Genomic DNA, 25,960 nt, shown 5'->3' on the forward strand with positions numbered 1-25,960 from the left:
CTTTGGCTGATCCGCGCGCTTCCCTTCCTCCGGTCCTGTATCTGGTGCACCGCATCCCGTACCCGCCCAACAAGGGCGACAAGGTGCGCTCGTTCAACATCCTGCGCCAGCTGGCGCGCACCCGGCGCGTCTTCCTCGGCACCTTCGTCGACCATCCCGACGACCGCCAGCATGTCGCCCGGCTTGGCGAATGGTGCGAGGACGTCTGCGCGGTCGAACTCGATCCGCGATTCGGCCGCATCAAGAGCCTGCGCGGCCTGCTGACCGGCGAGGCGCTGAGCCTCCCGTACTACCGCAGCGCGCGCCTCGCGCAATGGGTGCGCACCACAGTCGCGCAGCATGGCATCACTCAGGCGGTGGCCTTCTCGGGGCCCATGGCACAGTACCTCGACGCGCCGGGCCTGCAGCGGCGCATCGTCGATTTCTGCGACGTCGATTCGGCCAAGTGGACGCAGTACGCCGCCGACCGGCCGTGGCCGATGTCCTGGCTGTATCGCCGCGAAGGCGAACACCTGCTGGCCTTCGAGCGCAAGGCGGCCATGGACAGCGATGCGAGCCTCTTCGTCACCGAAGCCGAAGCGGCCCTGTTCATCCGCTCGGCGCCGGAGGCGCGCGAGCGCACGCAGGTCATGCAGAACGGGGTGGATGCGGACTACTTCTCGCCGGCCAACGGTGGAGAATCACCCTATCCCGCGGGTGGCCCGGTGATCGTGTTCAGCGGCGCCATGGACTACTGGCCCAACATCGACGCCGTCACCTGGTTCGCCACCGAACTGTTGCCGCAGATCCGCCGCAGCGTGCCCGAGGCGCGCTTCTGGATCGTCGGCATGAATCCCGCCCCCGCCGTCCAGGCGCTGACGGGCGAAGGCATCACCGTCACCGGTACGGTGCCGGACGTGCGTCCCTACAGCGCCCACGCCAATGTCGTCGTCGCTCCGTTACGCATCGCGCGCGGCATTCAGAACAAGGTGCTGGAAGCCATGGCGATGGCGCGGCCGGTGGTGGTGTCGGCGGAGGCCGCCGTTGGGCTTTCCGCCCGTAAGGGGGAGGACTGCGAGATTGCACAGAATGGCGAGGAGGCCGTCCGTATGGTCACCCGGCTTCTGCAAGATCCAGACGTCGGCTGCGTGATGGGCGCCGCCGCGCGGCGCTGTGTGGTGGAAAACTACAGCTGGCAAGCCCACCTTGCCCGGCTCGATGTGCTCGCAAAGGATGCGCTCCCACGAGCGCGCTGATCCGCCATGACCCATACATACCGTGCCTTTTCTGCTGTCCCCCTCGCGCTCACCCTCACGTTTCTGTGGGTGCTCGGCTGGTACTGGCAGACTGCGCAGGGTATCGCGGGTATCTGGTGGCACTCCGAAACCTTTGCGCACGGCTTGGCAGTCTTGCCCGCTTTCGGCTGGCTGGTGTGGCGCGCGCGGGATCGTGTCGGCAGCCTGCAACCACAGCCCACTGCCTGGATGACGCTACCCATCCTCGCCGCCGGATCGCTCTGGCTGCTCGGCGGCATGGTCAGCGTCGCAGCGGCACAGCATTTTGCGCTGTTCGCGTTGCTGGTTTCGGCCTTCGTCGGTGTGCTCGGCTGGCGGCTGAGTCGGGTGCTGCTGTTCCCGCTGTTGTTCCTCTTCTTCGGCGTGCCGATCGGCGAGTTCATGCTGCCCACGCTCATGCACTACACCGCCGAGTTCACCGTGTGGGCGTTGCGCCTGTCCGGCGTGCCCGTGTACCAGGAAGGGCTGCATTTCATCGTGCCCAACGGACGCTGGTCCGTGGTCGAAGCCTGCAGCGGCGTGCGTTACCTCATTGCCTCGCTTTTCGTGGGGGCGCTCTATGCCTATCTGCACTACACCAGCTTCAAGCGCCGCCTGCTGTTCATGTTCGTCGCCGTTGCAGTGCCCATCCTCGCCAACTGGCTGCGGGCGTACTTCATCGTCATGCTTGGCTATCTTTCCGACAACAAGATCGCGGTTGGCGTCGATCACATCCTCTATGGCTGGGTCTTCTTCGGCGTGGTCATCTTCCTGATGTTCTGGATCGGCGGCAGGTGGCAGGAGGCGCCGGCGGCCATGGTGCCGCAAGGCGAGGCGGTCCAGGGTGATAAGACGCGCGTCATGCGCGGGCTCGCGGTCCTGCCCTTGCTGGTGGCCGTGGCCCTGTTCCCACCCGTGCTCAAGCTGCTCGATGCCCCGGTTCCCGAGTTTCCGGTCGCGCTGTCCGCGCCCGCGCCCGCAAATGGGTGGATCGAATCTCCTGGCGCGTCCTTCGACTACCGCCCCGTCTATGGGGGGGCTCGTGCCGAGATCTCGCGGAACTATGCAACCCATGAAAGCGCAGCGCCGGTGCTGCTCCATGCCGCCTGGTACTTCGACCAGCGCGAGAACAGTGAAATGGTGGCCTGGGGCAATGGCCCCGCCTCACCCTCAATGAAGGACGTCAGTCTGCTGCGTACCTCGCGCACGCTTGTATTCGCGGGCCAACCGGTGCGCGAGAACCTCATCTCTACGCCACAGGGGCGCGTGCTCACCTGGCACTGGTACCGCATCAACGGCCGCAGCCTGGTAGGCGATGTCGAAGCCAAACTGCGGCTGGTGCTCGACCGGCTGCTCGGAATGGCCGACGACTCCGCGGTCGTCGTGCTCGCTACGCCCGAGGGGCTGGATGAAGAAGCCGCACGCGCTCGCCTTCAGGCGTTCCTTTCGAGCCACGCCGCCGCGATCGAGCAAGCGGTGGAGGCGCCGGCACAGAGCATTCCGAGATGATCGTCCGGGGTTCCGTCGGCAAGGGTGACGAGCGTCCGCTGGTCATGCATGTGCTCTACAGCTTCGACGTGGGCGGGCTCGAGAACGGCGTCGTCAATCTCATCAACCACATGGCGTACGACCGGTTTCGCCACGCCGTGGTGGCGATTGCGCAGTGCGCACCGAGCTTTTGCCAGCGAGTACGACGAACGGATGTCGAGTTCATCTCGTTACACAAACCCCCCGGCCACGGCGTCAAGCTCTATCCGCGCCTGTACCGGCTGTTTCGCCAGACGCGCCCGGCCATTGTTCATACACGCAATCTTGCCGCGCTGGAGTTTGCGGTGCCGGCCGCGTTTGCGGGCGTGCGGGCGCGTGTCCATGGCGAACACGGCTGGGATACCTCCGACCCCGGCGGTACGCGGCGCAAGTACCAGCTGCTGCGCCGCGCCTACAGCCCTTTCGTCAATCGCTACGTGGCCCTTTCCGGCCAGATCGAGTCTTATCTGACTGATCGCGTAGAGATCGCCCGCGGCCGTGTCGAGCGCATCTGCAATGGCGTGGACACCCAGCGCTTCCGGCCTGCGGTGCAGCGGGCGAGTATTGCTGGCAGTCCGTTTGCCGACCCGGCGGCGGTCGTTATTGGCACTGTCGGCCGGTTGCAGACGGTCAAGGACCAGGTAAGCCTCGTGCGTGCAGTCGCCATCGCGCGCAAGCAGGGCGTGGACGGGTCGGCGTTGCGGCTACTCATCGCCGGTGACGGCCCGCAGCGCGCCGAGGTCGCGTCCGAAATCCGCGCTACCGGCATCGCCGACATCACTTGGCTCGCCGGTGAGCGCAGCGACGTGCCCGAGGTCATGCGCGCCATCGATGTGTTTGCATTGCCTTCGCGTGCCGAGGGTATCTCCAACACCATCCTCGAGGCCATGGCCAGCGGCCTGCCGGTGGTCGCCACCGACGTTGGCGGCAATGCCGAGCTCGTCGTTGCGGGGCAGACCGGGGCGCTCGTACCCGCAGAAAATCCCGATGCCATGGCACAGGCCTTACTGCGCTACACTTCCGATGCTGCATTGCGGCAAAAACACGGCGCCAGCGGACGGCAGCGCGTCGAGCAAAATTTCAGCATCGACAACATGGTCACGCGCTACACGCAACTCTACGAATCCCTGCTGCGCCCGACGGGCGCCCGATAACAAGGACTCTCGCTTATGTGCGGCATCGCCGGCCTCTTCGACACTCGCGGCAAGCGCGACTTCGACCGCGCGCTGATGCAGCGCATGAACGACGTCCAGCACCACCGCGGTCCGGACGAAGGCGGCTACCACTTCGAGCCCGGTGTCGCGCTTGCCCACCGGCGGTTGTCCATCATCGACCTCGCCACCGGCCAGCAGCCACTGTTCAACGAGGACGGCTCGGTTGCGGTGGTGTTCAACGGCGAGATTTACAACTTCCAGGAACTCGTCCCCGAGCTCGAAGCCCTGGGCCACGTCTTCCACACCCGCAGCGACACCGAGGTCATCGTCCACGCCTGGGAAGCCTGGGGCGAGGATTGCGTGCAGCGCTTCCGCGGCATGTTCGCCTTCGCCCTGCACGACCGCAACCGCGACACCTTCTTCATGGCGCGCGACCGTCTCGCGGTCAAGCCGATGTTCTACGCGCTGTTGCCGGACGGCACACTCGCCTTCGGTTCAGAGCTCAAGGTGCTGATGCAGCACCCCGACGTCGATCGCCGCATCGACCCGCAGGCGGTGGAGGAGTACTTCGCGCTCGGCTACGTTGCCGAACCACGCACCATCTTCCTCGGCGCCAGAAAGCTCGGGCCGGGCGAATCGCTCTGCATCCGCCGCGGTCAGCCCATCCCCGAGCCCCGGCAGTATTGGGACGTGCGCTTTACCCTCGACAACAATCTCTCCCTTGCGGAGGCCACCGCCGAGCTCACCGAGCGTCTGCGCGAGTCCGTGCGCCTGCGCATGATCTCCGAGGTTCCGCTGGGCGCCTTCCTGTCGGGTGGGGTGGACTCCAGCGCGGTCGTCGCCACCATGGCGGGGTTGTCGGACGAACCGGTCAACACCTGCTCCATCGCCTTCGACGACCCCAAGTTCAACGAGTCCGAGTTCGCGCAGAGGGTCGCGGACCGCTACCGCACGAATCACTTCGTCGAGACGGTCAAGTCCGACGACTTCGACCTCATCGACACCCTGGCCGCGCTCTACGACGAGCCCTTCGCCGACAGCTCCGCCATCCCCACCTACCGGGTGTGTCAGCTCGCGCGCAAGCACGTCACCGTCTCGCTGTCGGGCGATGGCGGCGATGAGAGCTTCGGCGGCTACCGCCGCTATCGCATGCACCTGATGGAAGAGAAGATGCGCTCGGCCCTGCCGCTGGGGCTGCGGCAGCCTATGTTCGGACTGCTGGGCCGCGTCTATCCCAAGGCCGACTGGGCGCCGCGTGTCTTTCGCGCCAAGACCACCTTCCAGGCCATGGCGCGTGACGCCACCGAGGCCTACTTCCACAGCGTCTCCATTTTACGTGGCGACATGCGGCACAAGCTGTTCAGTGCCGACTTCCGCAACAAGCTCGGCGGCTACGACGCGCTCGACGTCTTCCGTCGTCATGCGGCGAATGCCGGCACCGACGATCCGCTGGCGCTGATCCAGTACCTCGACCTCAAGACCTACCTGGTCGGCGACATCAACACCAAGGTCGACCGCGCCAGCATGGCGCATTCGCTGGAAGTGCGCGAACCGCTGATGGATCACAAGCTGGTCGAGTGGCTCGCCACGCTGCCCTCCGGCCTCAAGATCCAGGGCAACGAAGGCAAGTACCTGTTCAAGAAGGCGATGGAGCCCTTCCTGCCCAATGATGTGCTCTACCGGCCGAAGATGGGCTTTTCGGTGCCGCTCGCGCGCTGGTTCCGCGGTCCGCTCAAGCAGCGCGTGCGTGACGCAGTGCTGGGCGAGACGTTGGCCGCAACCGGTATATTCAACCGCGATTACCTGCAGCATCTGGTCGACGCCCATCAGTCCGGCGCGCGTGACTACAGCGCGCCGCTGTGGACATTGTTGATGTTCGAGGCGTTCGTGAGGAACAACGGATCAACGGGGGCAGACCCTATTGAACGCTTGGGCAAGCCCGCTCCCACGGCGTGGTGAGTAGCCGCAAGGAATCGGTGGAAGACTTCTTTTACTTGAACAAGCAGGTCGGAGAAATGAATTGCAAACGACTCACGCCGTTTCGAAAACCCCTTTATATCAGCAGGAGTGCCTTGCTGACGAATGCCGTCGGCAATCCAGCCTTATGGCGCTAGACCCGCAGGAGGCAGAAGTGCTCGACTGGCTCGAGCAGGTTGCGGATACGGATGGTTGGGGCTTGGTGAAGGAGTAGCGCGTGTATCGGTTGGAGACGGTAAAAAGACTGATCGAGTCACTATCTGCGCAGGAGTTGGCAGAGTTTCGGGAGTGGTCCGACGACTATTTGAGATCGATCGGGTCAGACTCCATTGATCCGCCGGAGCAATGAATGAAACCCTCTGAAGCCCTTCGCCTTTATCGCGAGCAGGTCAGACGCATCGTCGCTGCGCATCATGCTAGAAACGCCTGCGTCTTCGGTTCGGTCCTCAGCTGCGACGAGGAGGAGGGTCGTGATCCTGACCTCCTCATTGGCCCAACGCCAGAGGCGACCATGATGGGCATTGGAGCCATCCGGTACGCGCTTCGTAAGCTGCTGAACCTCGACGTCGATGTGCAGACACCACGCGCACTCCCTGCGAGGCTCCGCGTGCAAGTGCCCTCCGAAGCGATGCCGCTATGAATCGAGCTCTGTCCATTGGCACTGCCGACCGCCCCCAATCTGGCGATGCAAATGCTTTCGTTCGCTTCGTGTCAGGGGGGTGGCTCCACTGGCTGCTCGTATTCTTTGCGGCGCTGGCGCTCTTTGCCACGCCGCTCCAGATGATGCGGCTGGTCGAGGTATTCTCCGAGCCGGTGCGCGTGGGCATCTCTGCGATCTTCGCAATCGGGGCTGGGGGCTTTGCGCTGCTCTTTCATCGTCGGTTTCCCAACGCATTGGCCGGGCTCTTCGTCGCGCTCTCCAGAGTTCGCGTCTGGCAGGTGGTGGTCCTCGGCCTGGTTCTGCGTATGGGCTGGATTGCCTTGTTTCCCGCACAAGCTGGCTCCGACGGCGCTTCATACCTCGGGCTGGCCGAACGACTGGCAGAGGGCGGTGCTTATGAAGCGGGGGGCACAAAGGCTTACTGGCCCGCGGGCTACCCGCTTTTTCTGGTCCCCTGGGTCGCGATCTTCGATGATCCACGCACCGCCTATCTCGCCTCCAACCTGGTGCTTTTCGTTGTCGGCGCGTTTGGTGTGGCCGCATTGGCACGATTCCTTGCCGGTGACCGAGCGGGCAGCTTTGCTGCCCTGCTGTTTGCGGTCTGGCCGAACCTCGTTTTTCTGGCGGGCACGCCCGAGAAAGAAGTCCTCGTCCTCGCGCTTTTGCCTTGGGCAACCTTCTGGATGCTTGCTGCCCTGAACCGTAGCGGCCGTGGCCTCAGCGTTTTTCGTGCAGGGGTGCTGCTTGGCGCATGCACCTTGGTGCAGCCTTCCCTGCAATTCCTGCCGTTCGTTGCAGCGGTCCTTTTGGTGGGCTCGGCGCGGCAGAAGCGCATTGGCTTCGCCCAGGCGCTTCTGGTTGTCCTCGGGGCTGCGCTCGTTGTTGCACCGTGGACGTACCGCAACTACATGGTTTTCGACACCGCGGTTCTTGTCGCGACCAACGGCGGCAGCAATCTCTATCGCGCCAACAATTCGCTCGCGACCGGGGGCTATACCCCCCGTGGAGAAGTCGACCTCAGCGGTCTCGATGAGCTCGCGCAGGACAAAGAAGGGCGCCGCCTCGCGGTCGAGTGGATCAAGGCGAACCCGGGGCCCTTCGTCGATCTACTCGTCGAGAAGCAGATCCGCTTCATGGGCGATGACGCAGTCGGCGCCTACAGCACGTTCAAGGTTGGTGGGGGCGTCGCAAGCGACGCGCTTTATGCGGCGCTAAAGGTTTCTGCAAATGCCTGGTGGATGCTCGTCTGGTTGCTGGTCGGTTTGTTCGCATGGTTGCGTCTGGGCGAAAAACAATCCCCCAACCCGCTCTGGCTGACGCCGACCTGGATCTGGCTATACCTGTTCGCGATCCACAGCGTCTTTGAAAGCGCGGGCAAGTACCACGTGCCCGTGCTCTGGGTGCTTTGTGTGCTCGCGGGCGTGCTGATGACGGGGGGGGCGCGACAGGAGAAGTTGGCGTGAGCCTGTCTCGGCAGTTCTCGGTGTTCCTCTTCATTGGTGGCGTCTGCACCGGGCTGCACTACGTAATTCTCATCGCGTTCGTGCGGCTCGGTTTGCTCGATCCCGTGTGGGCGAGCGCATTGGGGTTCTGCATCAGCGCGGTGCTGAATTACCTTCTCAACAGGCGCCTGACCTTCAGTTCGACGAGAACACACCGATCGGCCGCCCCGCGCTTTGTCGGGGTCGCCCTAAGCGGGCTCGCAATAAATACAGGCCTAATTGCCTTGCTCAATGGAGTGATGGGCTGGCACTACCTGTTTGCTCAAGTGATCGCCACTGGCGCGACCCTTGTGTGGAATTTCGTACTTCACAAGATTTGGACATTTGCTGGGTCGAAGAACGACCAGCTTCATCCGGGGGAGGGAAGCGTGTGAGGCTGTCGATTGTTGTTCCTTGCTACAACGAAGAAGCCGTATTGCCCGAGACGATTTCGCGCCTTTGCGCACTGAAGCGCGAACTGATCGCGGAGCAGCACATCGCGCCTGACAGCGAAATCATTCTGGTCGATGACGGCAGCCGCGATCGAACTTGGGCGCTGATCGAACAGGCGTCTGCGGCAGACCCGTGCGTCCGGGGCATTAAGCTCTCGAGAAACCGCGGCCATCAGGCTGCGCTCATCGCAGGGCTTTTCGGCGCAGAAGGGGAAGCGGTGGTCAGCGTCGACGCCGACCTCCAGGACGACCTCAACGCAATTCGTGAAATGGTGGCCGCGTGTGGTAAAGGCGCGGACGTCGTCTACGGCGTTCGAAAGCGGCGCGACACAGACACCTTCTTCAAGCGCTTCACTGCCGAGTCATACTACAAGCTGCTGGATGTTCTGGGTGTGGAGATCGTCTTCAATCATGCCGACTATCGTTTGCTGAGCCGGCGTGCGCTCGAAGCGCTCAAGCAATATGGCGAGTCGAACCTCTTCCTGCGCGGCATCATTCCGCAGCTTGGGTTCCCGTCGGCGATCGTTTACTACGTCCGGGCCGAACGTTTCGCAGGCGAGTCCAAATATCCGCTGAAGAAAATGCTCGCCTTCGCCTGGCAGGGCGTGACCTCTTTTTCTGCCGCACCGCTTCGGGCCATCACGGGCTTAGGTGTAGCGGTTTCCGTCGCTAGCTTCGTGGTGGCGTTGTGGGCGCTTTGGGTTCGCCTGTTCTCCGAATCAGCCGTTCCCGGCTGGGCGTCGACCGTCGTGCCGATGTTCTTCCTGGCAGGCATTCAGCTCTTGTGTATCGGCATCATCGGCGAATACCTCGCGAAGATTTATCTCGAGGTAAAGCGCCGGCCGCCCTACTTTATCGAGAAGACCTCCGGTGGGCTGAATCGGCCGCTCGACATCGTTGACCCGCCGGCATCGGGGCCCCTTGCCACAGACATGCAGCGCAAAACTCGATAGCGTTTCACCATGCGAATCCTCCACATCCTCGACCACTCCATCCCGCTGCATAGCGGCTACACCTTCCGCACCGCGGCTATCCTGCGTGAGCAGCGGGCGCTGGGCTGGGAAACCTTTCATCTGACCTCGGCCAAGCAGGGCAAGACGGCGGCTGACGTCGAGGACGTCGACGGCCTGCGTTTCTACCGATGCCCGGTGCCTGAAGCAGGGCCGGCCGGCATCAACGAATTGCGCCTGATGCGTGCTACTGAAGCGCGGCTGGAGCAACTTGCGCGCGAATTGAAGCCTGACGTCCTGCATGCGCACTCGCCAGTGCTCAATGCCATCCCCGCCATCCGTGTCGGCAAGCGCCTGGGCATTCCCGTGGTGTACGAGATCCGGGCCTTCTGGGAGGACGCCGCGGTTGATCACGGCACCACTGCCGAGGGCAGCCTGCGCTACCGTGCCACCCGCGCCATGGAAACCTGGGCGCTCAAGCGGGTCGATCACGCCTTCACCATCTGCGAAGGTCTACGTGCCGACATCGTAGCGCGCGGCATTCCGTCGACCAAGGTCACGGTCATCCCCAACGCCGTCGATGTGGAAGGTTTCCAGCTCTCGGGCGAGGCCGACCCAGGGCTGCGCTGCCAACTCGGCCTGGAGGGATGCACTACGGTGGGCTTCGTCGGTTCGTTCTACGCCTACGAAGGGCTTGACCTGCTGCTCGACGCCTTCCCCGTGCTTTTACAGAAGCGTCCCGATCTGCGCCTGCTGCTGGTCGGCGGTGGTCCGCAGGAGGGCAATCTGAAGGCGCAGGCGCAGCAATTGGGTATTGCCGACAAGATCGTCTTAACCGGGCGCGTGCCACACAGCGAGGTCAGCCGCTACTACAACCAGATCGACCTGCTGGCCTACCCGCGCCACTCGATGCGCCTGACCGAGCTCGTCACGCCGCTCAAACCGCTCGAGGCCATGGCGCAGGGGCGGCTCTTCGTCGCGTCCGACGTCGGCGGCCACAAGGAACTGATTCGCGATGGCGAAACGGGCAAGCTGTTCAATGCGGGCAGTGCCGATGCGCTCGCAAGCGCCATCGACGACATGCTCGATCATCACGAGCGCTGGCCAGCGATGCGCAAGGCGGGGCGGCACTTCGTTGAAGACGTGCGCAACTGGAAGAACAGTGTGGCGAACTACATCCCGGTGTATGGCCGGCTCACTCGGCGGAAGGCCGCGTGAAGTTCGATGGTTTGCGCATCGCTCTCGTCGGTCCCTTGCCCCCGCCCGCGGGCGGCATGGCCAACCAGACGCGCCAGCTCGCCGAGTTGCTGCGCGGTGAAGGGGCGAGTGTCGAACTGGTTCAGGTGAATGCGCCCTATAGACCTGCCTGGGCGGGCCGCATCAAGGGCATGCGCGCCATATTCCGTCTGTTGCCTTATCTGGTGCAGCTCTGGCAGGTCAGCGGCCGCGCCGACATCGTGCATGTGATGGCCAACTCGGGCTGGTCGTGGCACCTGTTTGCGATGCCGGCGATCCGCCTTGCTGCGCTGCGGGGCACGCCGGTGGTGGTCAATTACCGAGGTGGCGAAGCGGGTCCTTTCCTTTCCAAGGCGGCGGATTCCGTACGCCGGACATTGCGCCACAGCGCCGGTCTGCTGCTGCCCTCGGGTTTCCTTCTAGACGTGTTTGCCCGCCACGGCATGCAGGGCAGGGTGGTGCCGAACATCATCGACCTGGTCCGCTTTCGCCCGGCGGAGCATTACCCCGTCAATCCGCAGGCGCCGCACATCATGGTGGCGCGCAACCTCGAGCCCATTTATGGCATCGATGTCGCGCTGCGCGCCTTCACTCTCGTCGCCGCAAAGCTGCCGGCGGCGCGCCTGTCGATTGCCGGTAGCGGGCCGCTGCGCGAATCACTCGAGCAACTTGCAGCCTCGCTCGGCGTGGCCGACCGGGTCCGCTTTACCGGCAGGCTCGACCGCGAGCAGATGGCCGCGCTGTACCGCGAGGCGGACCTCAGCCTCAACCCCAGCCACGTCGACAACATGCCCAATTCGGTGCTCGAATCCCTGGCCAGCGGGGTGCCCGTCGTCAGTACCGATGTTGGCGGCGTGCCCTTCATCGTCGAGCACGATCGCACCGCGCTGCTTGTGCCGGCCAACGATGCGGAGTCCATGGGCGCTGCCGCCTTGCAGATCCTGACCGATCCGGTCTGTGCCAGCGCGCTGCGCGCCACCGGCCTGCAAGCCGTGCAGCGCTACCGCTGGGCGGCCGTACGCGACACCCTGCTCGCCGCTTACCAAGACGCCATGCACCTGCCTGCCGAAACCATGCGGCCTGCAGCCCGAGAGAAAACACCATGAGCGACCTCTACACCCGCTTCGTCTCCGGCGTGCTCTTCCCGCTGCAGGAACGCCTCAAGAAGCACGACACCGTGCGCGTTCATCGCGAGATGGACGCCTCGCAGTGGTGGCCGCGCGAGCGCATCCAGGACTTGCAGATCCAGCGTCTCAAGGCGCTGCTGAATGACGTGGCCGTGCATGTGCCCTACTACCGCACGCTCTTCGCCCGCATCGGCTTCGATCCCGCCTCTGTGCGCGGCGTGGCCGACCTGCAGGCGCTACCCTTCCTCACCAAGGCCGAGATCCGCGCCCATAGCGACGCCTTGCGCGCCGAAAACGCGGTGGGTCTGGCCCGCTTCAACACTGGTGGCAGCAGCGGCGAGCCGCTGATCTTCTTCATCGGCACCGAGCGCGTCACCCACGACGTCGCCGCCAAATGGCGCGCCACGCGCTGGTGGGACGTCGACATTGGCGATCGCGAGATCGTGGTGTGGGGCTCGCCGATCGAACTCGGCACGCAAGACCGCGTGCGCCTGGTGCGCGACGCCCTGATGCGCACCGAGCTGCTGCGTGCCTTCGAGATGTCCGACGACAAGGTCGATGGCTTCATCGCCCGCATCCGCGAACGCCGGCCGAAGATGCTGTTCGGCTACCCCTCGGCCATCAGCCACATTGCCCTGCGCGCCGAGCAGCGTGGTGTCCGACTCGACGACCTGGGCATCAAGGTGGTGTTCTGCACGTCTGAAAGACTCTACGACCACCAGCGTGAGACCATCAGCCGGCTCTTCCGCTGCCCGGTTGCCAATGGCTACGGCGGGCGCGACGCCGGCTTCATTGCCCACGAATGCCCCAGCGGCAACATGCACATCACCGCCGAGGACATCGTCGTCGAGATCGTCGACGAGGCGGGCAGGGTGCTGCCGGCAGGCCAGTCGGGAGAGATCGTCGTTACGCACCTGGCCACGCGCGACTACCCCTTCATCCGCTACCGCACTGGCGACATTGGCACGCTGGGTGACGAGGCCTGCCCCTGCGGGCGCGGGCTGCCCATCCTAAGGGACATCCAGGGGCGGAGCACGGACTTCGTGGTTGCCGAAGACGGCACGGTGCTGCACGGCCTGTCGCTGATTTACATACTGCGCGACATCCCCGCGGTGCGCGCCTTCAAGATCGTGCAGGAAACCCGCAGCCACACGCGGGCGTTGATCGTGCCGGAGTTGGGGGCGAGCACCGATGGGCTGGACTGCGCCGTGATTGAAGGCTTCCGCCGCAGGCTTGGGGCAGGTGTGCAGGTGTCGGTGGAGTTTGTTGAATCCATCCCGGCCGAGAAGTCCGGGAAGTTCCGCTACGTGGTCAGCCACGTGGCCGTCCGGTAAGGAAGCAAAGCCAGATGCGTGACTTGCTGATTGTCTCGATCGTGGGCGTGATGGCGCTGATGGCGCTGAAGCGCCCGTGGATCGGTGTGATGCTGTGGACGTGGATCAGCATCATGAACCCCCACCGGTATACATACGGGTTCGCGTATTCCGCGCCGCTGGCCGCGGTTGCAGCTGGCGCAACGCTGCTGGGTCTCCTTTTTACTCGTGAACGGCAAAGCCCCTTCCAAGGACCGCCGATGGTGTGGTTCTTTGTGCTTTCGCTTGCGATCACGTTCTCGTGGTTGTTCGGCATGGATCCCGTTGGAGACTTTCCGCAGTGGGACAAAGTCATGAAGATTTATCTCATGACCTTTGTCGCGGCGATGCTGCTTTACACAAAGCATCACATCATCGCGTTTGCGTGGGTGACTGTGGGCTCGCTCGCACTCCTGGGATTGAAGGGTGGTATTTTCACGATCCTTACCGGTGGAAATCACCGCACCTGGGGGCCGATCGGCTCATTCATCCAGGACAATAACGAGTTCGCTCTGGCGATTATCATGGCGATCCCGATGCTGCATTTCCTCCAGCTTCAGTTAAAGAGCGGCTGGATGCGGCATGCGGCGTCAATCACGATGCTGCTGTGCGCCGCGTCCGCCCTGGGGTCGCATTCTAGAGGCGCACTACTGGCGATCAGTGCAATGGGACTGCTGTTCTGGTGGCGCAGCCAGAGGAAGGGGCCAATCGCGCTGATGATCGGCGTGGTGGTGCTGGCCCTGTTACCGATGATGCCCGAGCACTGGTGGGACCGGATGCACACCATCCGGACTTACGAGGAAGATGCATCCGCGATGGGGCGGATCAATGCATGGATCGTGGCTTGGGAGGTCGCCAAGAACCACTGGTTCGGTGCTGGCATGAGCTACCAGCACGAAATCCTCTTCATGCTGTACGGGGTCTACGACCAGAAAACGCTTGCTGCACATAGCATCTACTTCCAGATCCTCGGCAACCACGGCTTTCTCGGACTGTTCCTCTACCTGGCGATGTGGGTGTCGGCCTACCGCGCGGCTGGCTGGCTCAACAAGCATGCTCGCAACAACCCGGAGACACGCTGGGCGGCCGACCTGGGCGCGATGGCGCAGGTCTGTTTTGTCGGCTTCGCCGTGGGTGGGGCATTCCTGAGTCTTTCATACTTCGACCTGCCCTATAACGTGATGGTGATGGTGGTGCTCGCCAAGCGTTGGGTCGTCACCCGCGCCTGGGAGCGGGAGGCGCCGGTGTCTTTCCTCGAGTATGCGGGCCTGGGGCGCTTCCAGCGCAGGAACAGCGCGCGGGAGATTACAGCACGCGCGCAGGGGCAGCGATGATGTTCAGACTCCTGAGTGGGGCCCTCTCTCCTGCAGGGCAAAGCGCCAGGCTTTCGATCCTGATCTTTCATCGCGTGCTTCCCGTGCCAGACCCGATTAGGTATCTGATTCCAGACGTTTCGCGTTTCGACGCCATGCTTGGCTGGGTACGCGCTGCATTCAATGTTTTGCCGCTCCCAGAAGCGATTGATCGACTGGCCGCAGGAACACTCCCAAGCAGTGCCGCAGCGATCACCTTCGATGATGGATATGCGGACAACTACCTTCATGCATTGCCTGTGCTCAAGAAGCACGGCATGCATGCCACGTTCTTCATTGCCACTGATTTCCTGGATGGGGGAATCATGTGGAACGATGCACTTGGTTTTTCTATCCGGGGCACGCGACTCCCCGCGCTCGATTGCTCAGCAGTGGGCCTCGGCGTCCATTCACTCGCCACGCAGACAGAGCGTGCAACAACGCTTGGAACGCTAAACGGTGCAATCAAGCATCTGCCTTACGCGGAACGTAAGCAGGTGGTTGAGTATATTGCGAATATTGCCGAGGTTGATCTTCCCCGAGATTTGATGCTGAGTACTGAGCAACTTAGAAGGCTACGCGCCGAAGGTATGAGCATCGGTGCCCATACCGTTACCCATCCGATACTCGCCGCCTGCGATGATGGCCTTGCCTTACGTGAGATCGCCGACGGCAAGCAAGCGCTCCAAGAGGTTCTTGGCGAGAAGATTGACTTGTTTGCCTATCCTAATGGCAAGCCCGACACGGATTACCGTCGGAGACATGTCGACATGGTGCAAGAGCTTGGGTTTAGTGCCGCGGTTACGACTGCGCCAGGGACCGTCGGATACGGCGATGATCTCTTCCAGATCCCGCGGTTCACCCCTTGGGGCGGTGGCCGTTATCGATTCTCGATGCAGATGATCAAGAACCTGCACCATTCGCGCCAGGCTCCTAGCATGAAGGCTTCGTCATGAAGGCGCTTGTTCTTCATTTGGCACGCGCATGCGGGCTCTTTGCGCTCAGCCGCCTGCTTACACGTAAGCATCTGCGCATTCTCTGCTACCACGGCATCTGGATTGGACCCCCTCCGCACTATGGAGATTGCCTGTTCATGGACGCAGACGCCTTTGCCAAGCGCATGCAATTGATTCGTCAGCTTGGCTACAGAGTTATCTCATTGGATGAAGCGGTTGCACGTCACCGCCGCGGTGAGAGTTGCGCGAGGGACATCGTGATCACTATCGACGACGCATGGCTTGGCACTTATCGCCACATGTTGCGGGTACTTGAGAGATACCAATATCCCGCAACGATCTACGTCACCACTTACTATACGCTGGCCCAGCGGCCGGTCCTCAATGTCATGCTGGGCTATTTCGTCGCGAGGACTAAGGTAGCAGTGCCGTGGGAAGAGCTATTGCCCGATTGCGATGCATCCGAAGCGCCAGAGGTTTTGCTGGCCAAACTTGTAGAAAGCGTCGAGGGACTGCCGACGCTGGAGGGGCGTTATGATGTGGTTCGCACTATCGGCAAGCGACTCGGTTTTGACGTCGATGACCTAGAGGCGCGTGGGACTTTCATGCTCATGAGCCCTGAGCAAGTTAGAGAGGCTGAGCAGAAGGGCTTCGATGTTCAACTTCACACCCATACGCATCGCATGCATGGTTTTCATTCGGGACGCGTTGCAGAAGAGATCGTCAAGAATCGCGAATACCTTTCAAAGATCACAGGTCAAGACGCGAAGGATTTGATGCATTTTTGTTATCCGAGCGGGGAGTATGACGGCAGCCTTTTCGCCACGCTTGAAAAGGAAGGCGTCGTTTCCGCGACGACCACAGAGTTTGGCCTGAACCCACCCGGTAGCCATGCGCTTGCGCTGCGCCGTATTCTCGATTGCCAAACCATGTCAGCGTTGGAGGTTGAGGCGAAGCTGTCAGGTTTTTGGTCTTTGAAAAATGTGCTGCGCCGTAGATCCGGAGCGTGATTACCATTTTTGGCACTAGGGAATTATTGAGTTGAAGCCTGCGAACACGGTCGTGTTGCTTCAGCGCCTACGAAGGCGGTTCGCAAATTCCGGGCCGATGCGTTGGCTGCGCAGCGAGCGTTACCTGCTGCTGCACGCCATTGAGGTCGCGCAGGTCCGGCCGGTGGGCGCCGACGAACTGCACGTAAATGCGCTAGACGACCTAGCCTACTTCCAGCAAACCGAGCGCTGGCTGCCACGCGAGGCCTTCGTCGCTGAAGCGCGCCGCCGCATCGAGGAAGAGGGTATGCGCCTTTACACTGCGGTCGAGCAGCGCGTGCTGGTGCACTACGGCTGGCTGGTCCCGCGCCAGAAGCGCTCATGGTTTCCCTACGTACGTCAGCATTACGACTACCCCGAAGGCACCGCCGTGCTGTTCAACGCCTACACTCACCCCGCGGCCCGCGGCACCGGCCTACACACTCGCTCGATGATGCGGCGCATCGCGGACGGCGCCGCCCAGCCTGGTGCGCACTGGGTGTACACCGCCATCGAGTCGCACAACCAAGCCTCGCGCGCCGTGGCGGCGCGCTGCGGATTCAAATGCGTGGATGTGCTTTTCGAGCGCATCCACTTCGGTCGCGTTCAGCGCGGTCGCATGTCGCCTGCCGACTACTTCACCACCATCGAACATCGTGTCTGAACCACTATCCCAAATGACGCCCGCGCAACGCGCCGGACTCCCCGTGCTGGTGCCCGATGCCGGCGCCATCGGCATGATCGGCGTCATCCGCTCGCTGGGCCGCGCCGGCTACCCGGTGCACGCCTGCGCCAGCAATCCCGACGCGCTCGGCCTGCAGTCGAACTTCGTCACGCGCAGCGAATGCTGCCCTGCGTACGACGACCCCAAGTTCCTCGCTTGGCTCGACGCCTATGTCGGCGAGCACGACATCCGCTGTATCGTGCCGAGCGAGGGCTTTCTGCTCGCCATCCGCCCGGTCTTTGACCGCTACGCGCCGCTGCTCCCGATCAAGTCCGATCCCGAGCTCATCTACGGCAGCCTGAGCAAGTCCGTAGCCATTGCCCGCCTGCTCGAGACGCCCGAAGCCGCAGCCAGCCTGCCGCCCACGCTGTTCATCCGCGAAGGCGACCCGCTGCCTGAAGAGGAAGAGCTCGCCGTCCTCGGGCTGCCCATCTTCGTCAAAGGCGACGGCGCCGACGACCGCGAAGGCAATGCCAACGTCGTCTCGCCCGAGCATTCCCCAGCCGATGCTCGGGCCCGAATCGCCGAGCTAAGAAAGCGATACACCAGCGTGCTGGTACAGGGTTTTGTGCCGGGCAAGGGCACAGGGGCGTATTTTCTGGTGCATCAGGGCCGCATCATCCAGGAGTTCATGAACCGTTGCCTGCATGAGGTTCCCCACACCGGTGGCTACTGCTCACTGCGTGACAGTTGGTGGCATCAGGCCATGATGGAAGATGCCCGCATCAAGATTGCCCATCTTGGCTGGGAGGGCGTGGCGATGCTCGAGTACCGTTGGGATCCCGACACGGATCAGTTTTGGTTCATTGAGCTTAATGCACGCTTCTGGGCGGCCCTGCATGTGGCGCTGTATGCGGGCGTCGATTTTCCACGGATGCTGCTGGACCTGTTCCACGGAGCCAGTGTGCAGAGCACGCAGTGCTTTCCGCTCGGTCTGCAGGTGCGCTACACGATTCCGTTCGAAGTGGGTTACGTGGCGTCGCGGTGGAAGGACAAGGGCCTGCCGCTCCTGAGCCGGCTTGGAAGCTTGGCAGGGTGGTTTGCGCGCTTCCTGAATCCATCGATACGGTCAGATCTTTGGTTTCCCAGCGACCGTTCGCTGTATTTCAAGCAATGGCGTAGATTCATGCGGGATCTCTTCACTACAGGCAATGCACCGGGAAAACGATGAGCGCGATCAGCAAGTTCAAGAGCTACCTGTAACGTCGCGCCGCTTTTGGCATCGTTTCGCGCGACTTTTGACACACGAGGACAGATGCACATGAGGGCTGAGTAACGGTGTTGAAAGTCAAGCAATCAAGGTCGTTTTTCTGAGCTTACGGGTGCCCACCAGGCGCTCGTAGAAGTTGAGGATGACGGGATAGAAGTTTACCGCGGTGGGCGCGCCTACGTACAAAGCCCGGTGCGCCGGATAGCACTTGCCGATGATGCATCAACGGCCTCTACTAGAACCCGAATCGCTGGCGTAGGGCGCCACGCCGACCGCCGTGCGGATCTGGCGGCGATTGGGCCCCAGCTTGCGAAGCCTGGCGATCAGGGGTGCGGCAGCGGTGTGACCGATGCTAGTCACGTTTTTCTGCAGCGCGCCCATCACTACGTGATGTGCCCCTCGACACGGCAGACCATGCCGGATTCGACGTTCTCAAGCTAGCGGCGATGGCCACAAACTGGCGCCTACGGCCCCCAAATCCTGCTGAACGATCTTGCTGACCGGACGCGCGAGACGCCCGCCGTAGGGTCACCGGAGCAGCGCAGCTGAAAACTCAGCCCAAGTCGCGCGCCAGCGCCGCTTCGTAGCCGCCGGTAGCTTCCAATGGCTCTTTTCAGCTACCGCTTAGGCCATGAATGAAAAAGGCGGGACCGCAGCGACGCGCCCGCCTTTCGTGAAAAAAATCCTCAATGGCGAGAATGGGAGCTAGATAAATCGACGCCCAGATCAACTTGCGCCGCCAGCAATTCAATCACGGCTAGAATGTTCAGCACAATGATCTCTGCCTGCCCTTCATCGTCTAGCGTCGAGCCCGTGCGAACTATGTCTGCAGCGATGGCGAGCGAGCGGATTCGCCCTAGGGCGATTTGCATATCAATGGGTCGCATTGGGCGGCAACATAGTTTGCGAGAGTTGCACCAGAGCATTGAAAATCTCGTGGTTAGCATCGCCAATTAGATGGGTAATCATGACCAGACGGTCATTGCCTGGAGATTGGTCGACTTCGATCTCCATCGACGCCTCCATCACTAGGCGCTCCACACGCTTCAATGAAATTAGCAACTCTGTTTGAATTGCAGAGAAAGTTGCGTGGGTGTAAGAGCCCTTTAAGGACGTAGAGGTGAGCTGACTCATGATGAGCCTCCTTGTTGCGGTTTGAGCTTCCGCAGCCCCCGACCAAAGGGGCGGGCGGAACCGAGCGGGTTGGTCGACCGGAACAAGGAACCGGCAGGGCTTGCGCCCTCCCGCCCGGACCGCCCATAGGAGCAACACCGAGCGCGCATAAAAAAAGCCGCGACAATAGAAGGGCGCGGCTTTAATGCGCCTTGTTTACCGGGCGACCAAGCCCGCACTGCCGTTGATGCGACAGTACATCCAGTTTGCACGTCTTTTGTCATTGCCGTCAAGGCTCCAGAGTAGTTACTTCATCTGCGCGCCATTCTCAGCTTGCAAAAATCATCAGCAAGGCCGTTACAGGTGCGTTACCAGCCGCTTTCAAGTTAGCGGCCATGCCTGACCATTACTGAGGACCTAAAAAGGTCTCAAAGCCTCGAAAACTGTCTATCGCCTTCGCCCACGCTGGAGCGCGGCAGTCCTGAACAGGCGCACCACCTGATCTGCGACATCAGCCGACGCCGCCATCGGCGATCGTGACCCGTCAGGCCATTGCAGCACGATGGGCGTCTTGCTGCCCGCGCCCTCGTAATCGGCCAGCGCCTGCCGCTGGTCGGCCCCGAGTTCGCCGCCGTAGGCGAAGCGCGGCATGCGCATCTCGTTGATAGCCTGTAGAAAGTTGGCTCCCCAGTACCGAACGGCAGGGCGCTGAATGACCCACTCGCCGGGCGTGCCGCGGTAGATCACGTTGTCGCTGCGGTCGCTGAATGCGCGGCCCGGCAGCGGGCCACCGTAGGCGCGACCGGGGATCGACTCGATCAACTCTTCGCGCGTCATACCGCTGGTGTCCGCGGGAGCAGTGCTGACGGTGTTGACCGTGATCGTCACGGTCTTGTCCTTCAGCCCGTCCAGCTGCTGCTTCAGTGCGGTAATCTGCGCTTCGGCCTGGGTGATGTCCGCCTTCAGCGTCGCCGGCTTTTCCAGTTCGGCGCGAAGTGCTTGCAGGCGCGCCTCGTTCGCCGCGATCTCCTGCTGGATGCTCTGCGCTTGCTGTTCCTGTGCATCCCCCTCTCGCTCGCGAATCTTACCCTGAGCGTTCAATGCGGCTTTCTCGATCTCCCCGATGCGCTCAAGAAACTTCGCGGCAGATGAGTTGTCACCGATACCGTTCACATACTGAGCCGCTTCTCCGGCGAGATCCAACGCTTCTTGCGCATACTCCTTAGCGGCCTTTGCGCGACCGTCGATGGCGGCATTTTGGGCGAAAACGGATTGCGTCTGCGCCCTGTCGATCAAGCCCTTCGCTGCCCTGTAGTTGTTTTCCTCCCGCTCCTCCGGTGAAAGATCGCGGTCGCGTCGAGCCTGAGCCTGCTGCTGCCGCGAACTGAAAGCTGCTTTCGCTTGAGCGAAGAAAGCGGCGGCCTCGTCGCGCGCTTGGCGCGCAGCCTCGATGCTCGCCTGCCACGCGCTCCTGAGCGCTGTTTGCAGCTCCTTCGCACCATTTATCTGCTCGGAGATGGATGAGCGCCACTCCCGCATCCGCTTCGCTGCGACGGCCTTATCATCCAGCAGGATCTCCGCATTGGCCTTCCCTGCCTCGATCGCGCGCAACTTCTCCAGACGCGCAATCTCGTCGACGAGCTGGCCCTCGAGCGCCAGCCGCCTTCGCTGTCCATCCTGCTCTTCGGGAGTGGGCTGGGCGGCCTGTTCCCGCTTTCGAACCCAAAATGCAAGCTGCTGCTGCAAGTCGGCGAGAGCCTTCTCAGGCGCAAGATTCTCCAACAGGCTCTTGGATTTCCAGTCGCCGCGCTGGAATGCCTCGATCTCCCTCTTGATGCGCGCGATTTCCTCAGCCGGATTCTTTGTGGGATCGTCGAAGCCGCGAAAGATTGAGCCAAACAGCCGGTCGAACACCGACATATCGGTGGTGGCCAGCTCGATTAGGCCCGCAGCAAGTTCGTTGAGCGCTGGCACCAGAACTCGGCCAACCGCGATAGACAACCCCTTGGCGCGCCCTTCGAGCTTCTGCAAGGAAAGGTCGAGCTCAACCCCGTCGCGCACGAGATCCTCGCCAATGATCGCCCCTAGTGTGCGCGCCTCCTCCGCGAGCCTGGCCAGGGCCGTGCCGTTGTTGCGCAACAGCGGTAGCAGTCGCGCAGAATCATCGGCGATCGCCTCAAGGAAGAACGTCATTTCCGCCTGGGAAACGTTCGCTTTCTCCAGCGTCGAAACGTAAAGCTGCAGTGCCTCGGGACCCGACAGACTGCGAAACTGCTCAGCAGTCACACCTACACGCGGCGCAAGTTTCTCGAAGAAATCGAGCAGCTCGCCTCCGCCTGTACTCAGGAAATCACCTATCTTGTCTTGCGTATCCTTGAAAATATCGCCGAGCTTGTCCTGGCTGATGCCGACCGTCTGCGCGGCATATGCCAGCGACTGGAACGTCTCGACACTGGTGCCGGCAACCTGCGCGGAAGCAGTGATCTCGCGAGACAGATCTGCGAACCCGCGAATCATGTTGGACACCAATGACACCGAGAGCACCCCGCCGAGTGCCACGAACGCTGCATTAAGCGGGCGTAGGGCCGTTTGAAGCGCGTCCACACCTCCAGTTGCAGTGGTTACGGATCGAGTAAAAGGGTCGAGCGCTTTCTCGCTCGCCTTCCCGCTTTCGTCGATGGCTTTGTTCAGCGCCTTTAAGGCTTGCTGGCCGTCCTTCGTATCTCCCGTGATGCGAAGCGCAAGCTCTAGATTCCTGTCCGTCATGGTCTATCTCCCCAGGGAGAGGGCGTCGATGATTTGAAACGTCGCAGGGGCAAGGTTTGAACAGTTGCCCGTTGCGTCGTGGAAGGGAAACGGGCCGACGCCAACCTTTGATGGTGATAGGGCGGACACACAACAAACGATTCGCTTCCCTGAGTTCGTCAGCTGGTTACTCGGCATTCCATCAGCCATGAAAACTGATGCGCTCTCCGTCCTCAGGAGGGACATCCTTCAGCACGATAGATACCCATCGCGTCGACACACGGAATGCAGCCGCAACCTCTTCGAGGGTTGCACCTCTGTCATAGAAGGCGGCCATCGCGCGTTTGCTACCCTTTGCAAGGGCTTGCCTGCAGTTCGGGACAAGAAGAATTTCATCCGCATACTCTTGAACCAGACGCAGGGCTCCGTCCTCGCCCAAGATCTCTGCGAGGCGTTCATATCGTGCGGCGCCTTGAGCATTGTTGTTCGGCCCCTTGGGGATTGGAAAAGGAATGCCGCCAAGCTCGCGAATCAAGGTCAGCGCTCCATCCCATCCGAGCAAGCGCGCGAGATTCCTTGCCGTCTCTGGGAAATCGGATTCGAACAAGAAATCTTCGCGGCGCGGCACGCCCGAACCGGCGACTTCTACACCGGGCGAATCCATTGGATTACGCTCCCAGCCACGGGCAGACGATGATCTCGGCGGTGCCGTTCATCGCGCCATCGTTGTACTTCGGGGTGAGAAGAAGGTCGCGAGCCTCGGCCTCGTAGTCGGGCGATACCAAGAGCACATCCGGAACAATGCCGAGCGGGTTCCCGTTGGGAGCTTTGAGCTTCATCATCGCAGCGCGCGCGGCGGCATAGTTGGCGTACGAAAGATCCTTGTTCGATCCGTAGGCCAGTTGCCACAGTCCGTATCCTGCGTTGACCCGTGCCTCGACGCCATAGACGTACTCATTGCGCATGAATACGTTTTCGTCGCTGTCCTGGTCCTTAGCGACGAATGTGTAATCCTTACGACGCTGGAAAATGAAGGGCTTGATCACTTTCGATGCGTCCAAGAGCACCCACTCAGGCGCATCGCTCGGATTCACCATGTCGCAGTTAGACACGGTGCCCGCGCTCGGACTGTCGATATTGATTGGGTGATCCGTATCGAAGAAGTTCTGGCCGTCATAGCAGGTCGACGTGGTACCCGCGCGCAGCAACTCAAAGATGAGTTTATCGGGGTGCATGGCGGCATCGGCGCCCATCAGTTGGAACGCGCCCGAATAGACTCCGATCATGTCGTCTTCGATGTCTTCACGCGACACACTGACAGTGTTCTCGAAGGTGCGATTCTTGATGGTGAAGCCGTGTGCGACCAAGCCATTGAGTTGCCGGTCACCAATCCACTCGCGGAGGGAGTTGTAGGCCCCCAGCCAGCCGTACGTCTCTTCTCTCGTCGAACTCTGTGAGGTCATCGCAAAGCGATCCTTCAGAGGTCTCGCGGCAAACATGCCTGCCTGGTAGTCGGCGCGGAAAGAGGTAAAGATGCCGTCGAGTGCAGCGCGGTTGATGATCATGTCGCGGATCTCCGTTAATCAGTCAGGCCGCTGTCTTCAGCGGCAAAAGTACGTTTTAGCTCTACGAACTGCTGCGGGGTGCGCCCGGTCAATGCGCAGATGCGCCGTTCCTCCGTCGTGAGCCCGGAATTATTGGTGGTGCCCCCCGGGTCTCGCATGCGGCTCGATTGCATTCCGAGCAGAGCCGGGAAGATTGGAGGGCGATCGAGCAGGGTCTTCAATGCTTCGACGTCGGTCGATGCCAAGCGGCGTGCGGCCTCCACATGTGCAGGTAGAATCCGCACATCGTTGAGTGCATCCTCGATCAGTGCCTCGATTTCGCTCGCTCTCATCTTTTGACGAATGGCGGTGACTTCGCGCTGTGCCTTTGCGGCCTCGTCAGCCTTGGCATGAAGGGCGACCATGATTTCCCGGTTCTCCCTCATGAGGGCATCTAGGCGAACGAACGGATCGGGGTCGGTAGTCTTCACCGCCGCATGAGTCGCCGACTCCGCTTTGAGAGCGGAAAGAGGTGCGATGCTGTCCAGGCCGGGGGTGTTCGTGATGCCGGCCCCCAACAAGTTGGTAATGACGCCGGTCTCGGGGTGATAGCTGAATACTGGGGAAAGATAGCGGTACTCGCCGGTCTTGATCATCTCCCTAGCCTTGTCCGTCCACTCGACATCCACCGCAAACAGGCCCTCGCCCTCTCGCCACTCCAGATTCTTAAACCAGCCTGCGGCGGGAGCAGGTTTGCCGTTAAATGCTGAGAGCATACTTTGATGCTCGTAATCGATCGGCAGGCGGACGTTCCGCATTTTGATCTTCTCGTTCAGCTCGGCGGCGATCTCCGCATCGATGAACCAGCCGTCCAATCCCTCCGGGCGTCCAGTTCCGTCGTTTGAAGAGAAACGACCAGCCGGACAAATTTGAATCGTGTTTCCATGGCTTTTGAGGGCGATCGAGAAAGGCGCTGGAGTGGAAATTACCGCGTCATCCTTCTTTTCGCTGGGGCTGCTAGCGCCCGCCTGGCCTTGCTTGTTCATTGGTGCCTCCATTAACGATGGAAGCACGTTATAGAAAGGTTTCAGGGGGGCGGGTCTGAATCCATTCGGTGGGATGGGTCAGAATGGGAGATTCGGGAATCTGTTCCGCTCGGCAGTGGAGGGCGACATTCCGGAAGCGCGACGGCTTCAATGTCATGCGTCATGCAGGTTTTTTATTGCCTTGCGTGCCAAGATTCTTACTTTATGTTCGTTGTTTTCTATTCGGCACGTTGAGAGCTGGGCTCCTAACTGTCAAAGAGTTCCATACTCGTTGACATGCTTATTTGGCTTCGAACGCGGCAACGCAAGGAATATCAGGGCCTTTCAGGTGTTCGCTACTTATATTTGGCCTGCTACTAGGAGTTCGTTACTGTGTCAGTGAGTACCGAACGTGCACAAGGCTGGTTCTCGGCTGCAGAACTTGCTGGATTTGGGGAAAAGGTCGGCCTCCCCACCTCCGATCGGGGCTGCGCGAAGAGGGCTGCGCGGCAGGGGTGGCCTGCCAAGGTGGTTCCCGGCAAAGGCGGCAGGCGCGGCGAACTCACGCTCTACAAGCCGCCAGCGCCGATCCTCGCTGCGATATCAGCGCTCGACGGAGTTGTGATCGCGGACGAGGCCCATTCAGTGGGTGGGTATGGAGACCTCAGGGCCATGTCGACGGACCTCTCCATCCAGGAAGACCGCGTGCCGTATGGGATGACTGCCACCCCAAAGCTCGACGCCCCAGAAGACGAAGTGCGCCTTGAAATGCTCCTGGCGCTACTTCGGACAATGGAGGATCGGCTTCGCGACCCTATATCCGCTGAAACGGCTGTGCGCATGCTCGAGGTGGTCGAGGCGTGGCGTGAGTTCGCCGCATGCTCTCCCCATCTCCAGGCTCGTCTGGAGGCTGTGCGCGTCGCCGCTCGTCTCTACAAGGCTCTCGGACTCCAGGGCGACCCAAAGTAGCGCCGGACTGTGCCAATTGACGCGCAAACCTGCGCACATTGCGTGCGAAATGTTCGCTTCTCGTTCCGGCCCCCGCCAGCCTCGAAACCCTTGCTGCGCCTAGCCTTCTCGCTGATTCCGCCGC

The 25,960-nt window shown here is 61.7% G+C and carries 24 protein-coding genes; 18 read left to right on the plus strand and 6 right to left on the minus strand.

The window, feature by feature from the left end:
* Positions 1–2: 2 nt before the first annotated feature.
* The 17 genes from C664_RS09440 to C664_RS09515 all read left to right on the plus strand — a co-directional run bounded on the left by C664_RS09440 (position 3) and on the right by C664_RS09515 (position 18,401).
* Positions 3–1,235 carry a TIGR03087 family PEP-CTERM/XrtA system glycosyltransferase gene (locus tag C664_RS09440; RefSeq protein WP_004258413.1) on the plus strand — a complete coding sequence of 411 codons (1,233 nt, stop codon included), beginning with the start codon at positions 3–5 and terminating at the stop codon, positions 1,233–1,235.
* Between the two features lie 6 nt (positions 1,236–1,241).
* Positions 1,242–2,762: an exosortase A gene (gene xrtA, locus C664_RS09445; RefSeq protein ID WP_004258417.1), complete on the plus strand. Its 1,521-nt coding sequence runs from the start codon at positions 1,242–1,244 to the stop codon at positions 2,760–2,762.
* Between the two features lie 44 nt (positions 2,763–2,806).
* The gene (locus tag C664_RS09450) at positions 2,807–3,934 is read left to right on the plus strand and encodes a TIGR03088 family PEP-CTERM/XrtA system glycosyltransferase (RefSeq protein WP_038011413.1); all 1,128 of its coding nucleotides are present in this window, start codon (positions 2,807–2,809) and stop codon (positions 3,932–3,934) included.
* Between the two features lie 15 nt (positions 3,935–3,949).
* Entirely contained in the window at positions 3,950–5,893 is a 1,944-nt protein-coding gene (locus C664_RS09455) for an XrtA/PEP-CTERM system amidotransferase (RefSeq protein ID WP_004258425.1), read from the plus strand.
* Between the two features lie 61 nt (positions 5,894–5,954).
* Entirely contained in the window at positions 5,955–6,125 is a 171-nt protein-coding gene (locus tag C664_RS21260) for an antitoxin MazE-like protein (RefSeq protein ID WP_004258430.1), read from the plus strand.
* Positions 6,126–6,260: 135 nt separating this feature from the next.
* Positions 6,261–6,551 carry a nucleotidyltransferase family protein gene (locus C664_RS20305; RefSeq protein ID WP_004258433.1) on the plus strand — a complete coding sequence of 97 codons (291 nt, stop codon included), beginning with the start codon at positions 6,261–6,263 and terminating at the stop codon, positions 6,549–6,551.
* Positions 6,548–8,035 carry a glycosyltransferase family 39 protein gene (locus C664_RS09465; RefSeq protein WP_004258435.1) on the plus strand — a complete coding sequence of 496 codons (1,488 nt, stop codon included), beginning with the start codon at positions 6,548–6,550 and terminating at the stop codon, positions 8,033–8,035. Before C664_RS20305 ends, C664_RS09465 begins: the two co-directional genes overlap by 4 nt.
* Positions 8,032–8,448, plus strand: a complete 417-nt coding sequence (locus C664_RS09470; protein WP_004258436.1) for a GtrA family protein — start codon at positions 8,032–8,034, stop codon at positions 8,446–8,448. Before C664_RS09465 ends, C664_RS09470 begins: the two co-directional genes overlap by 4 nt.
* Entirely contained in the window at positions 8,445–9,458 is a 1,014-nt protein-coding gene (locus C664_RS09475; RefSeq protein WP_083483077.1) for a glycosyltransferase family 2 protein, read from the plus strand. The genes C664_RS09470 and C664_RS09475 overlap by 4 nt, the downstream gene beginning before the upstream one ends.
* Positions 9,459–9,467: 9 nt before the next feature.
* Entirely contained in the window at positions 9,468–10,673 is a 1,206-nt protein-coding gene (locus tag C664_RS09480; RefSeq protein ID WP_004258439.1) for a TIGR04063 family PEP-CTERM/XrtA system glycosyltransferase, read from the plus strand.
* Entirely contained in the window at positions 10,670–11,797 is a 1,128-nt protein-coding gene (locus C664_RS09485; protein WP_004258441.1) for a glycosyltransferase family 4 protein, read from the plus strand. Before C664_RS09480 ends, C664_RS09485 begins: the two co-directional genes overlap by 4 nt.
* On the plus strand, positions 11,794–13,152 hold the full coding sequence (locus C664_RS09490) for a phenylacetate--CoA ligase family protein (RefSeq protein ID WP_004258444.1): 1,359 nt from the start codon (positions 11,794–11,796) through the stop codon (positions 13,150–13,152). The genes C664_RS09485 and C664_RS09490 overlap by 4 nt, the downstream gene beginning before the upstream one ends.
* 14 nt (positions 13,153–13,166) lie before the next feature.
* Positions 13,167–14,504 carry a putative O-glycosylation ligase, exosortase A system-associated gene (locus C664_RS09495; RefSeq protein WP_004258447.1) on the plus strand — a complete coding sequence of 446 codons (1,338 nt, stop codon included), beginning with the start codon at positions 13,167–13,169 and terminating at the stop codon, positions 14,502–14,504.
* Positions 14,501–15,478: a polysaccharide deacetylase family protein gene (locus tag C664_RS09500; RefSeq protein WP_004258451.1), complete on the plus strand. Its 978-nt coding sequence runs from the start codon at positions 14,501–14,503 to the stop codon at positions 15,476–15,478. Before C664_RS09495 ends, C664_RS09500 begins: the two co-directional genes overlap by 4 nt.
* A gap of 137 nt (positions 15,479–15,615) precedes the next feature.
* A complete protein-coding gene (locus C664_RS09505) occupies positions 15,616–16,488 on the plus strand; it encodes a polysaccharide deacetylase family protein (protein ID WP_004258455.1) in 873 nt (290 codons plus the stop codon).
* A 97-nt stretch (positions 16,489–16,585) separates the two neighbouring features.
* On the plus strand, positions 16,586–17,170 hold the full coding sequence (locus C664_RS09510) for a GNAT family N-acetyltransferase (RefSeq protein ID WP_004258459.1): 585 nt from the start codon (positions 16,586–16,588) through the stop codon (positions 17,168–17,170).
* Positions 17,171–17,183: 13 nt separating this feature from the next.
* The gene (locus tag C664_RS09515; protein WP_004258463.1) at positions 17,184–18,401 is read left to right on the plus strand and encodes a hypothetical protein; all 1,218 of its coding nucleotides are present in this window, start codon (positions 17,184–17,186) and stop codon (positions 18,399–18,401) included.
* Positions 18,402–18,662: 261 nt separating this feature from the next.
* Here the strand turns inward: C664_RS09515 and C664_RS20655 are convergent, their stop codons facing one another.
* The 6 genes from C664_RS20655 to C664_RS09545 all read right to left on the minus strand — a co-directional run bounded on the left by C664_RS20655 (position 18,663) and on the right by C664_RS09545 (position 24,888).
* Complete coding sequence (locus tag C664_RS20655; protein WP_157354085.1) at positions 18,663–18,800, minus strand: hypothetical protein; 138 nt, start codon at positions 18,798–18,800, stop codon at positions 18,663–18,665.
* A 513-nt stretch (positions 18,801–19,313) separates the two neighbouring features.
* Positions 19,314–19,574, minus strand: coding sequence for a hypothetical protein (locus C664_RS09525; protein ID WP_004258468.1), 261 nt, complete (start codon positions 19,572–19,574; stop codon positions 19,314–19,316).
* A 426-nt stretch (positions 19,575–20,000) separates the two neighbouring features.
* Complete coding sequence (locus C664_RS09530; RefSeq protein ID WP_004258471.1) at positions 20,001–22,319, minus strand: hypothetical protein; 2,319 nt, start codon at positions 22,317–22,319, stop codon at positions 20,001–20,003.
* 181 nt (positions 22,320–22,500) lie between these two features.
* A complete protein-coding gene (locus tag C664_RS09535; RefSeq protein WP_004258473.1) occupies positions 22,501–22,962 on the minus strand; it encodes a hypothetical protein in 462 nt (153 codons plus the stop codon).
* 4 nt (positions 22,963–22,966) lie between these two features.
* Positions 22,967–23,863, minus strand: coding sequence for a Mu-like prophage major head subunit gpT family protein (locus C664_RS09540; RefSeq protein WP_004258475.1), 897 nt, complete (start codon positions 23,861–23,863; stop codon positions 22,967–22,969).
* 14 nt (positions 23,864–23,877) lie between these two features.
* On the minus strand, positions 23,878–24,888 hold the full coding sequence (locus C664_RS09545) for a phage protease (protein WP_198291509.1): 1,011 nt from the start codon (positions 24,886–24,888) through the stop codon (positions 23,878–23,880).
* Between the two features lie 378 nt (positions 24,889–25,266).
* On the opposite strand from C664_RS09545, the gene C664_RS20310 reads away from it, so the two are divergent.
* On the plus strand, positions 25,267–25,836 hold the full coding sequence (locus tag C664_RS20310; RefSeq protein WP_157354087.1) for a phage repressor protein: 570 nt from the start codon (positions 25,267–25,269) through the stop codon (positions 25,834–25,836).
* Positions 25,837–25,960: the final 124 nt, after the last annotated feature.

Origin of the sequence: Thauera sp. 63, from assembly GCF_000310165.2 — a bacterium.
GTDB classification, from domain to species: Bacteria; Pseudomonadota; Gammaproteobacteria; order Burkholderiales; family Rhodocyclaceae; genus Thauera; species Thauera humireducens.